Raw genomic sequence first — 11,852 nt, 5'->3', positions numbered from 1 at the left:
TCGATCAACTGCTTGTAACTCATGGTATCTACTCTTGTTTTTTGGCGATTACAGAGTACCACCAACAGGCAGTTGATCTCTTCTCACCGTTTAACCATGAGTGGTGCACTTATTATCTGAATTCGGGAGCTCACCAATCCAAATTTTTTGTAACGAAATATCATTTAATTGCTGTTTATTCATTTACCCTCCATGAAATGAACTATTGTATTCATACCGCATTTTAAACTGTTTTTATATAAGGTACGATCAGACTTTTCATATAACTGGTAATTTATGGTTTAAATTAACTAGTCAATAGCTTATAAAAATAAGAAGGTATGATTGAAATCTATATTTAAAATAATATTTTATTGTTATTAATTGAAATATAAACTTTATGTTAATAAAGAATTGTATGAGGTAGCTTTTAATATAAAAGCCAGCTCTGAAAGCTGGCTATAAATAAGTTCTAACTTCTTAAGTTTCATCTCTTGGCACAAAATCAAGCACTGTTGCATTAATGCAGTACCTGTCTTTACCTCTTGGCCCTTCACCAGGGAACAAATGACCTAAATGAATACCCGAGCTTTTTGATTTAAGCTCAATACGCTGCATGCCATAACTGTTGTCTTCATGCATAGTTACACTGTCTTTAACTGGATGTGTAAATGAAAGCCAGCCAGTGCCTGAGTTAAATCTATCTCGGGTATCAAAAAGCGGCGCTCCACTTAGCTTATCAATAAAAATACCGTCGGGTGTATTTTTAAAGATATCGTACTGCTTACAAAATGGGCTGTCTGTTCTGGCATGAAATGCAACTCTAAAGGCTTCACTGTCACCTAGTTTAAATGCGCCTAAGGCTTTGTAAAACTCAGCTTTACTGACATAGCCTTGGCGACCATAAACCTCTTCGCCATTTTCTATAAATAATAACGTGGGTGTTGCCCAAGTCGGCGTTTTAATCGTTAAACCATCAAGTTGATCAGCATGTCGGAAAGTCATAGGAATTGTCCCCATGTACTCATTAGCGACCTCTTTTTTAAACTTTTCACAGTATGGGCAATAACCTTTAGCATCTATCACTACAATTTGCTTACCTGCCAATAAGGCTGTGTTATCAACCTGCTGTTTTTCTACTGGTGTGAATACAACGCCCGTTGAATGATCAGGGCAATAGCCATTGGGGTTTTTCTTTAAATAATCTTGGTGATAATCCTCTGCAGCATAAAATGCGTCAAGCGGTTTTATCACAGTCACAATCTTGCCGTAGCCTGCTGCGGTTAATTTACTTTGGTATTCATCTTTAAGTGTATTAGCAACCTCGAGTTGCTCATTATTACTTACCAAAATTGTTGAGCGGTATTGAGTGCCAATATCATTACCTTGGCGATTTAGCTGGGTTGGATCATGATTTTCAAAATAATGAATTAACAGTGATTGTGTTGTTAACTCGTTGCTGTTGTATGTCACTTTAACAACTTCTGCATAATTGTTTTTATCAAAGCGTCGCGAGCTACGTGTTATGTTCTTGTAGGTCGCTTTAAAACCATGCCCATCGGCATAGCCAGATACCGCATCCAACACGCCATCAAGTGCTTCGTAACGTTTTTCTGCTCCCCAAAAACAACCTGAACCTAGCACAATGGTTTCAATATGCCCTGTTGCGTTATCTGGCATTGTTTCAGCTTTAATTGGGCTGGTGGTAAAAATGGCACTGCAAGTGAATAGTGTCAGTAACATCGACTTAATTGTCATACTAATTTCCTCTTAAAAGCCTGTATTTAAGACAGACCGCGTATAGGTATTAATAATTTCAACTTAAACGCATGTAAACAGCGATTCACCGCTAACAATTTAACTCTTAACCTTATTTACGGTAAAACACAGCTTTTTAACATTGGGATATTAAAAAATGAAAATTGCACACAGCTTATCTGCTATTACATTAGGATTAACACTTGCTACGCAAGTGAATGCCGCAGAGTTCACTTTTGCAAAATCAATTAAACCGAACGACAACACACTAGTTTTATTTTTAGATACAGATAGCCAAGTTGCTAATTTTAATTATTTAAAGCCAGAAACCCAAACTCACCTAAATAAAGTCATTGAATTTAGCGACTTTAAAGCAGGTTATGGCAAAACGTTAGAAGTTATCGCACCAAACGGTAGCGACCATCAACGCATCTTACTTGTTGGCTTAGGAGAGCAGCCAAAACTAGATGCAGCAAAAATGGCAAAACTAGGTGGTAACGTTCACGCTAAATTGCAGTCGGCTAAACAAGCAAATGTTAGCCTTGATTTTTCAGAGCTTAAAGACAGCGCAATCAATGCTAAATATGCAGCAGAATTTGCACATGGCGCAAATTTACGTGACCACCGTTTTGAGCAATACAAAAAAGAACAAGACAGCCACGTTGTTAACTACACATTAGATGTTGATAATTTAGACCAAGCGGTCAAAAACCATAAATTACTACAAAGCATTGAACAAGGTGTATTTTTAGCACGTGACTTAACCTCTGAAGTTGCAACAGAAATGACACCGGTTGATTTTGCTAAAGCGGCAAAAGAGCTTAAAAAGTTAGGTGTTAAAATTACTGTTTTAGAGCCTAAGCAAATTAAAAAGCTAGGCATGGGTGCACTTGAAGCAGTTGGTCGTGGTAGCGAAGAAGGTGCACGTTTAGTGGTTGCTCATTATCAAGGTAATAAAAACACCCCTATCGCGTTAGTGGGTAAAGGTATTACCTTTGATTCAGGTGGCTACAGCCTTAAAACAGGCGCGTCAATTGCCCGCATGAAATCAGACATGGCAGGGGCAGCTGCAGTACTGGGTACTGTTAAAGCAATGGCACTGGCTAAAGCCGACACAAACGTTGTTGCTGTAATGGGCATGGCTGCCAATATGGTATCGCAATTTGCTGTTGCGCCTGGCGATGTTGTAAGAACAGCCGAAGGTTTAAGTGTTGAAATTGTTAATACAGATGCTGAAGGTCGCTTAGTACTGAGTGATGCAATGTGGTATGCCCGCGACAAGTACAAGCCAAGTATTATGGTTGATGTTGCGACCCTAACTGGGTCTAAAATTCGTGCTGTAGGTAATGAATACGCGGCGGTTTTCTCTGATGATGATACTCTTGTTGAGCAACTAACTATTGCGGGTAAGCAAGTAAATGAAAACCTATGGCGTTTACCTCTAGGTTATGAAGATGCATTAAAGTCAGACATTGCTGATCTTAAAAACATCGGTTCACATGGCCCAGGTGCTACTACAGCAGCGAGTTTCTTACAAAACTTTGCCGGTGACACACGTTGGGTTCACATTGATATTGCAGGTAACGCGCTAAACTCTAAAGCAAAAGATGAACTAGCTGAAGGCGGTACAGGCTATGGCGTACGTTTACTGTCTAATTGGTTACTAAATAACGCACAGTAATTAGACATTGCACTTTATCAAGTGGTTATAAACTATTATAGCCACTTGATTGTCTTGAGTTTTTCTAATTAACACTAAAGACACATTTACATCATCAACAAACAGCCTATATGCTAATAAGCATTAAGGGATAATAATAAGATTGATACGCAATGACTACGACCAAAAGTACACCTAAAATTATGGCGCTCACTACGCATAGCATCTTTTTTGATGCCTATGAAACAGCAAGCGACATACTCACTACGCAAAAGAAAATATGGGCATTAGCACAATATTGCCAAAGCAGTGATGACTTTGTTGATGTAGTCCCTGCCAATAATAATTTAACACTTTACCTGAAAGAGCCCGCTCAACTTGCTGGTTGGCTGCCACGATTACTTGAACAATGGCACGAACTTAAAGCTACTGACTTTAACTCACGTCATCATAAACTTGCGACTCGTTATGGTGGTGAATATGGGCCTGATATAGCACATGTTGCTAAACATCATAATCTGTCTGTTGATGATGTTGCTCAAATGCACAGCAGTGCCAAATACCACGTGCTTTTTTTAGGCTTTAAACCCGGTTTTGCTTATTTAGATGGTTTAAATCCACAACTTTTCACACCTCGACATGCTGAACCAAGGCTCTCTGTTCCAAAAGGATCTGTTGCTATTGGCGGCAATCAAACCGGTATTTACCCTGAAAGCTCCCCTGGAGGCTGGCAAATTATTGGTCATACAGATTTTCGTCTATTTGATATCAATGCAGCCTCGCCTTGTGCTATCGAACCCGGTGATACTTTAGAGTTTGTTATTCAGGAGGTGTTAAAATGATCACTATCATCAAACCTGGTATGCAAATGTCTATACAAGATCAAGGCCGCACAGGATCTCGCCATTTAGGCATTGGACAATCAGGGTGCATTGACCCTTATGCTCAAGTTATTACAAACCGTTTAGTCGGCAACGACGACAACAACCCCGTTATTGAAATCACTTTGGGTCTTGCCGAAATTCAGTTCGATAACGATTACTACATTGCACTGCACGGTACAGATATGAAAGCCACAGTGAATGGCAATGCTGTTGAACCAGGCTGGAGCTTTTACATAAAAAAAGGCGATGTATTAAAGTTTAATGCGGCGCGTCATGGTTTTAGAAGTTACCTTGCGATTGGCGGCGAGTGGCATTTACCTGAGCCAATTTTAGATTCTTACTCAACAGATATATTAGCAGGTTTTGGTGGCTTGACCGGTCAAGCACTACAGGCTGGCGATAGTTTTGATATAACGCCAAGGTACAATACCAAAATTGGCTTAGGCGCTATGCTACCACCTAAAAGTACACAAATTCGTATTCATGCCGCACCACATGCAGCACTGTTACCAAAAGACACCATCGTTAACTTTATAAATCATTCATGGCATGTATCGCCTAATAGTAACCGCATGGGCACACGGCTATTAAGTGATGAGTGTGATATCAGCCATGATGTTTCATTACTCTCTATGGCTGTCGCTCCTGGCTGTATTCAGCTTCCGCCAAATGGTGAACCCATAGTGCTATTAAACGATGCGCAAACAACGGGTGGTTACCCATTGCTCGGTACCGTGATCGAAGCCGATCTTCGTCACTTTGCACAATTAAAACCCGGTGATTTCCTTCACTTTAAGTTTGTTACACTTAAAGAAGCCCATGCAGCACAAGAAAAACTCACTGCGCACTTAAATCAACTTGCGATAGCACTAAACTATATTAATAAATAGCGTTAATTTATTGGTGTTTAAAAAGCGAGCAAAGAAAGTCTTTGCTCGCATTGCTTTAAAGCTTGTCTATACATTTAGAAAGGTAAAAACCTTATACATTCCTTTGCACCAAAGCAGTGCAGATTATTTACTAACAAAAGCCTTTATTCCAGACTCATTATCATCCAATTTGCACAAATCAAGCATTTAAACCGCTCACCCTTTAACCACTTACCCCATACTGGTGCAAAGAGGTTAGCGCAGGTGCATATTTTATTCTCAATTAATTAAAAAACCTGTGTGACTTAGGTAATTATTTCTGTTAAAACAAACATTCGCAGTTATATAAATTCTGTTAACTGCGCACATATTTGGAATGAGGAGTCACTATGTGTTCAATTTTTGGGGTATTAGATATTAAATCTGATCCCGCTCAATTGCGTAGCCAAGCAATTGAGATGTCAAAACTATTAAGGCACCGCGGGCCAGATTGGTCCGGCGTGTATTCGTCAGATAAAGCTATTTTAGTGCACGAGCGTCTAGCGATTGTTGGCGTATCGAGTGGTGCACAGCCTTTGTACAACCCTGAGCGTACAAATATCCTTGCTGTTAACGGTGAAATTTATAACCACAAAGAGCTCGCTGCCAGCTTAGAAACTGATTTTACTTTTCAAACTCAGTCAGACTGTGAAGTTATTTTGGCTTTATATAAGCAAAAAGGCCCTGAGTTTTTAGACGATTTAAATGGTATTTTCGCGTTTTGTTTATACGACGAAGAGCAAGATGCCTACTTAATTGGTCGTGACCATATCGGTATTATTCCCCTTTATACAGGTCATGATGAACATGGTAACTTTTATGTTGCCTCAGAATTAAAAGCATTATCGCCAATTTGTAAACATATTGAAGAATTCCCTCCGGGTCATTTCTTGTGGAGCAAAGATGGTCAACTTCGTAAGTATTACAGCCGCGATTGGCAAAGCTATGACGCAGTAAAAGACAACGAAGCTAAATCAAGCGATGTTAAAGAAGGCTTAGAAGCTGCTGTTAAACGTCAATTAATGTGTGACGTACCTTACGGTGTTCTATTATCAGGCGGTTTAGATTCATCGGTAATTTCAGCTATCACACAACGTTTTGCTGCAAAACGTATCGAAGATAATGATGAGTCTGATGCATGGTGGCCAAAACTGCATTCATTCTCTGTGGGTCTTGAGGGTTCACCCGATTTAGCAGCTGCACAAAAAGTAGCTGATATGATTGGTACGGTTCACCACCCTATTCACTTCACCATTCAAGAAGGTATTGATGCCCTACGTGAAGTGATTTATCACATCGAAACGTACGATGTAACAACTATTCGTGCCTCAACGCCGATGTACTTAATGGCGCGCCAAATTAAAGCCATGGGTATTAAAATGGTGTTGTCGGGCGAAGGTGCTGATGAGCTATTTGGTGGTTACCTTTATTTCCACAAAGCACCAAATGCGCAAGAGTTCCATGAAGAGCTTAACCGTAAAGTCTCTAAACTACATATGTTCGATTGCTTGCGTGCGAATAAATCAATGGCAGCATGGGGCGTTGAAGCGCGAGTGCCATTCTTAGATAAAGAATTTGTAGACGTAGCAATGCGTATCAACCCAGAAGCGAAAATGTGTAAAGACGGTAAAATCGAAAAGCACATTATTCGTGAAGCGTTCGACGGCTACCTGCCAGACGACGTGCTTTGGCGCCAAAAAGAGCAGTTCTCTGATGGTGTAGGCTATAACTGGATTGATACGTTAAAAGAGTATGTGAACGAACAAGTTAGCGATCAAGACCTTGCTAATGCAAAATACAAATACCCGATCAATACGCCTGATTCTAAAGAAGCGTATTTCTATCGTAGTATTTTCGAAGAGCACTTCCCTGGTGATGCCGCCGCAAAATGTGTTCCGCATGGCAAATCTGTTGCTTGTTCTACTCCTGAAGCACTCGCTTGGGATGCATCTTTCCAAAACAATGCTGACCCTTCAGGTCGTGCTGCTGGCGTTCATAACGACGCTTACAAAAAGTAGTAACTTTGTGCTGCAAGCCCTGTGTTTGCAGCACTTTCCTCTCAATTGAAATAATTTGCTTTGAAATAATACTGTCATCACATTATTCCTTTCGCTGCCTAATTTGTTCACAATTACAACAAAAAACCTAAAAAACTGCATTTATTCGGCTGTTTAGGGACAAAACCATTTACATTTTTTTTCGAGCTCCTACACTAAAGACTAAACTTTGGTACAAATTTAATTAGTCTACAAACTATTTTTGGGTTTGATACGTAAAAATAGTAATAGCCAAGCTTGTGCCAACCGGCCGTTTAGCTCTCTGCTAAATATAATCACAACAAGAGGTATTCATGAGCGAACATCATGACAAGTACAGTATCGACAATACCGACTACACTGTCGGACAGGACAATGTACAAAAATGGGGTTTTGATGTGCACAACCCTGTATTTGGCATTAGTGCTGGATTAATTGCCCTATTTTTAGTGGCAACACTTATTTCAGATGCTGAAACAGCAAAAACAACCTTAAATGGAATTAAAAACGACATTATTAATAACTTTGATGGCTTTTTTATGTGGTCAGCAAACTTATTCGTATTGTTTTGCTTAGCGTTAATTGTTTCACCATACGGTAATATCCGCCTTGGTGGTAAAGAAGCACGTCCAACTCATTCGCGTATTTCTTGGCTTGCAATGTTATTTGCTGCAGGTATGGGTATAGGCTTAATGTTCTGGGGCGTCGCAGAACCTGTCGCCTACTTTACAGGTTGGTACGAAACACCACTTGGTGTTGAAGCAAACACGCCGGAAGCCGCTAAACTGGCAATGGGTGCAACTATGTTCCACTGGGGTTTACACCCTTGGGCAATTTACGCGGTTGTTTCGCTTTCACTCGCATTCTTTTGCTATAACAAAGGTTTGCCGTTATCTATTCGTTCAATTTTTTACCCAATTTTAGGTGACAAAGCGTGGGGCTGGCCTGGCCACCTTATTGATATTCTAGCTGTACTTGCCACTTTATTTGGCCTTGCAACATCTCTTGGTTTAGGCGCACAACAAGCCGCTGCTGGTATTAATCACGTATTTAGTACTGATAGCGGAATTGGCTTAGAAATAGGCGTTATTATTGGTGTGACGTTACTAGCTGTTATTTCTGTTGTTCGCGGTATCGACGGCGGTGTAAAACTGCTTAGTAACGTAAACATGCTTATCGCTTTTGTATTACTCGTATTTGTTGCACTTGTTGGGTTTTCTGCAGCATTTGGCAACCTTCCTAATACAGTAATGGGTTATGTTGAAAACATTATTCCACTGAGTAATCCTCATGGTCGTGAAGATGAAACATGGATGCATGGCTGGACTGTATTCTACTGGGCTTGGTGGATTTCATGGTCACCGTTCGTAGGTATGTTCATTGCACGCGTATCTGAAGGCCGCACAATCCGTGAGTTCTTAATTGCTGTATTACTAGTTCCTACTGTTGTGACTATCTTCTGGATGTCAATTTATGGTGGTATCGCTATTGAACAAGTGATTGATAAAGTAGGTGTACTTGGTGAAAAAGGCTTAACTGATGTACCACTAGCTATGTTCCAAATGTTTGAAGCCCTGCCAATGTCGCAAGTGCTTTCATTCATTGCAATTGTGCTAGTACTGGTGTTCTTTATTACGTCATCTGACTCAGGTTCATTAGTAATCGACTCAATCACCGCTGGTGGTAAAGTTGACGCGCCAGTGCCACAACGTATTTTCTGGGCTACAATCGAGGGTGCAATTGCAGCTGCACTTGTTTGGATTGGTGGCACACAAGCAATCGAGGCCTTACAAGCCGGCGCCGTATCTACGGGCTTGCCGTTTACCTTTGTATTGCTATTAATGTGTGTGAGTTTACTCCTAGGTTTACGAACAGAACCAAGACACTAAATACGCTTTGAAATAATAAAAAACGCCGCATTTTTTGCGGCGTTTTTTTATTGATAAGCTTTGCTCAAATAATTTAAATACCCGACATAACGTCGGTGCTACGAGCGCTATATTAGTAATTCGCTGAGTGGCGTATCTGGGCGGTAGTGGTAAGCTATTTGCGCTTGTAGCAGCTCTGCGGTGGCTGTGGCATCATTAAGTGCATTGTGGTTTTGATACGCTGGTAACGAATAACGAATGCGAGAGTCAGCTAAGCGCACAGAATCCAGCTTAGAATTAAATAGTCGACCTAGTAACCCCTGCTTTGCTTTAAGTGCGCGCGTTTCCAGATCTAGCGTGTCTATAACGGCAAATTCAAGCCCTTCGCCTAAACGGGCTTGCAACGCTTGATATAAAAAGTGCCGTTCAATGGGAGCAAAATGCACCACAATCACTTTGCCTTTTAATGCTGCTAACAAAGGCGCCATAATCGTTGAAAAGTCAGGTGCATCGCTCACTTCTGAGTGAGTTATACCATGAATAACAATCGACTCTTCAGCAAGCTTGCGCCTTGGTTGAACAATCCAATGTTGGCTATCTTTACAAAAAATACGCTTGGTATTAAATGGAATTAAACCAACACTGACGATATCGTCATTTTGATAATTTAGACCGGTTGTTTCAAAATCAAGTGCTACTAAGGGAATATCACTAATTGGTGTGCTTAAATCACAAATAGCTGATTCATAAAACGCTTTGATTAACGGCTGTTTGCTCTGTGTTAATAACTCTTGATACCGAGTCGGCCAATCAAGTTTTGCCCCTTGTTTTGCCATTACTTCATCCCTGAGTTAGCAGAGTATCTGAATTTTAGGAAATTCTGCGCTTTATCTAAAATGGCAAACGCCTCTTTAAGATTGCGCTGCTCAAAAGGAGAAAGTAAATGAGGCTCAAGATCGTTATCTGGCGCTTCATCAAGCTTTTCTATTTGCCACGCTTGGTGTCTAATTCTGATCATGGCAATGTACTCTAGGGCGTCTCGTAAATCTTGTGCTTTGCCTTCAGGAAGTAGTTTAGCTTCGATAATATCTTCTAAACGCTCGAATGAATTTTGTTTACGACTGCCTATCGCTAATGCATGCACGCGTATTACATCAGATAAAGGCGCTGTACCGCGGCGTTTTAAGTTCATAGAGCGCTTGTGTTGGCCATTATGCTCTAACACAAAATCTTTAAAGAAACCTAAAGGCGGCGTTCTGTTACGCGCATTCGCAGCAAGGTTTGCCAAGAAACGTTTATTCTTACGCCCTTCTGTTGCAATAAAGCGTTTGAGCTCATCGGCCCATTTGTTTTTACCGTAAACACCATCTAAATCAAAAAAGATCGAACTATGTAATAAAGCCTGCGGTTTCGGTTCGGCCATCCAACCTGCAAATTGCTCTTTCCACTGCTCGCGTGTTAAACGCCACTTTTTAAATGACGCCATGATTTCACCTTCACAATATTTGTAGCCACACTCAGCTAAACCGTCACAAACAAAATCAGCCAAATTCTGAAAATACTCGTCATGTAATTCCTCGTTAAAACTATTATCAAGGATAATGGCGTTATCTTGGTCGGTCACAATTAATTGCTCATCACGCGCCATTGAACCTAAAGCGATGAAGCAATAAGGAACCGGCGGTGGGCCAAACTTTTCTTCAGCTAAATCAAGTAAACGCTGTTTGAAGGTACGCCCTATTACAGCCATTGCGGTACCAATCATGTGAGAGTTAGCATCTTCGTTAACCATACGAACAAATACATTAGGTAATTGCCTTGCATAGTGAGCTAAATCTTCAACCGATTGCTGAGCTAATATGCCGCGCACTAACAATAAGCTACTTTGCGACTCGTAGCGTAAAATATCCGATAACGAAATAACGCCAATCGGCTTTTTCTTAACAACCACAGGCAAGTGGTGAATGTTATCTCTGAGCATGGCCAGTACAGCTTCAAACACATAGGCATTACTATCGAGTAGTATTAAGTCTTTTTGCATTATTTGCGCAGCTGGAGCTTCGTAACTTAACCCTTCAGCAATTACACTGGTGCGTAAGTCACGGTCAGTAATAATGCCAACAACTTGGCCGTCGTCATCATCAGGATCATCACTGATTGGTTTATCGGCATCAGTAACCAGCACAGACGATACCGACTCTTGCGTCATTAATTGCGCAACCATTTGCACAGAGGCATCTTTTGCCACAGTGACAACATCACGATGAAGAAGCGACTTAACCTTGGCGGTTGTTAAATCGTTGCTGTCTGCCTGTTCAACAATTGCTTGGTGAAGGCGCACATTACCATCGGCTTCAAAAAAATCAGCAAATGTTTCGTATTCGTCGCAGTATTGATTAAACAACTCAACATTAATGCAATAAACTAAGGTGTCTTCGAGTGCCTTTGCCGGAAAGCGCACTTTGCGGTTCATCAGAAGGCCCATTTGCCCAAAAATGCCGCCGATAGTTAAACGGTTGTATAAATCACCATCACGACGATATATCTCTACAGCACCTGTTCGAATAACAAATAAATCAGCGATATCCTCGCCATAATTTAGTATTTCAGTGCCTGCGCGAAAATAAGCGATTTCTACTTGTGATGCGAGTTTATTTACCGCCTCTTCAGGAAGATCATCAAAGGGAGCGTGATCAGAAAGAAATTGGGCGATATCGACGTGTTCGGCTTGCATACGCGTACCTAGTTTTAAACATTTG

8 protein-coding genes are annotated in these 11,852 nt (G+C 40.8%); 5 read left to right on the top strand and 3 right to left on the bottom strand.

The features are described from left to right. Nucleotides 1-459: 459 nt before the first annotated feature. On the bottom strand, nt 460-1,737 hold the full coding sequence (gene msrA, locus L1272_RS16025; RefSeq protein ID WP_235373841.1) for a peptide-methionine (S)-S-oxide reductase MsrA: 1,278 nt from the start codon (nt 1,735-1,737) through the stop codon (nt 460-462). Between the two features lie 157 nt (nt 1,738-1,894). Between msrA and L1272_RS16020 the strand changes: the two genes are divergently transcribed. The 5 genes from L1272_RS16020 to L1272_RS16000 all read left to right on the top strand — a co-directional run bounded on the left by L1272_RS16020 (nt 1,895) and on the right by L1272_RS16000 (nt 9,114). Continuing rightward, entirely contained in the window at nt 1,895-3,418 is a 1,524-nt protein-coding gene (locus tag L1272_RS16020; RefSeq protein ID WP_235373840.1) for a leucyl aminopeptidase, read from the top strand. A gap of 152 nt (nt 3,419-3,570) precedes the next feature. Further along, entirely contained in the window at nt 3,571-4,239 is a 669-nt protein-coding gene (gene pxpB / locus L1272_RS16015; RefSeq protein ID WP_054553782.1) for a 5-oxoprolinase subunit PxpB, read from the top strand. After that, nucleotides 4,236-5,171 carry a biotin-dependent carboxyltransferase family protein gene (locus L1272_RS16010; RefSeq protein ID WP_235373839.1) on the top strand — a complete coding sequence of 312 codons (936 nt, stop codon included), beginning with the start codon at nt 4,236-4,238 and terminating at the stop codon, nt 5,169-5,171. Before pxpB ends, L1272_RS16010 begins: the two co-directional genes overlap by 4 nt. 368 nt (nt 5,172-5,539) lie before the next feature. Next, entirely contained in the window at nt 5,540-7,207 is a 1,668-nt protein-coding gene (asnB, locus tag L1272_RS16005) for an asparagine synthase B (RefSeq protein ID WP_138619474.1), read from the top strand. Nucleotides 7,208-7,539: 332 nt separating this feature from the next. Then, a complete protein-coding gene (locus L1272_RS16000; RefSeq protein ID WP_235373838.1) occupies nt 7,540-9,114 on the top strand; it encodes a BCCT family transporter in 1,575 nt (524 codons plus the stop codon). 107 nt (nt 9,115-9,221) lie between these two features. On the opposite strand, the gene L1272_RS15995 is transcribed toward L1272_RS16000, so the two are convergent. Both L1272_RS15995 and L1272_RS15990 read right to left on the bottom strand, forming a co-directional pair. Beyond that, the gene (locus L1272_RS15995; RefSeq protein ID WP_235373837.1) at nt 9,222-9,929 is read right to left on the bottom strand and encodes a 3'-5' exonuclease; all 708 of its coding nucleotides are present in this window, start codon (nt 9,927-9,929) and stop codon (nt 9,222-9,224) included. After that, nucleotides 9,929-11,827 (bottom strand): DUF294 nucleotidyltransferase-like domain-containing protein, encoded by a 1,899-nt coding sequence (locus L1272_RS15990; protein WP_138619468.1) that lies wholly within the window; start codon nt 11,825-11,827, stop codon nt 9,929-9,931. Before L1272_RS15990 ends, L1272_RS15995 begins: the two co-directional genes overlap by 1 nt. Nucleotides 11,828-11,852 lie beyond the last annotated feature (25 nt).

The organism is Pseudoalteromonas sp. PAST1 (assembly GCF_021532515.1).
GTDB lineage: Bacteria > Pseudomonadota > Gammaproteobacteria > Enterobacterales > Alteromonadaceae > Pseudoalteromonas > Pseudoalteromonas simplex.
Note: the sequence above shows the minus strand (reverse complement) of the source record. Positions and strands in the feature narration are given on the sequence as shown.

What these genes read in the sequence shown, in the direction of transcription:
- msrA (WP_235373841.1), bottom strand. Translation starts at nt 1,737, where the DNA reads ATGACAATTAAGTCGATGTTACTGACACTATTCACTTGCAGTGCCATT.
- L1272_RS16020 (WP_235373840.1), top strand. Translation starts at nt 1,895, where the DNA reads ATGAAAATTGCACACAGCTTATCTGCTATTACATTAGGATTAACACTT.
- pxpB (WP_054553782.1), top strand. Translation starts at nt 3,571, where the DNA reads ATGACTACGACCAAAAGTACACCTAAAATTATGGCGCTCACTACGCAT.
- L1272_RS16010 (WP_235373839.1), top strand. Translation starts at nt 4,236, where the DNA reads ATGATCACTATCATCAAACCTGGTATGCAAATGTCTATACAAGATCAA.
- asnB (WP_138619474.1), top strand. Translation starts at nt 5,540, where the DNA reads ATGTGTTCAATTTTTGGGGTATTAGATATTAAATCTGATCCCGCTCAA.
- L1272_RS16000 (WP_235373838.1), top strand. Translation starts at nt 7,540, where the DNA reads ATGAGCGAACATCATGACAAGTACAGTATCGACAATACCGACTACACT.
- L1272_RS15995 (WP_235373837.1), bottom strand. Translation starts at nt 9,929, where the DNA reads ATGGCAAAACAAGGGGCAAAACTTGATTGGCCGACTCGGTATCAAGAG.
- L1272_RS15990 (WP_138619468.1), bottom strand. Translation starts at nt 11,827, where the DNA reads ATGCAAGCCGAACACGTCGATATCGCCCAATTTCTTTCTGATCACGCT.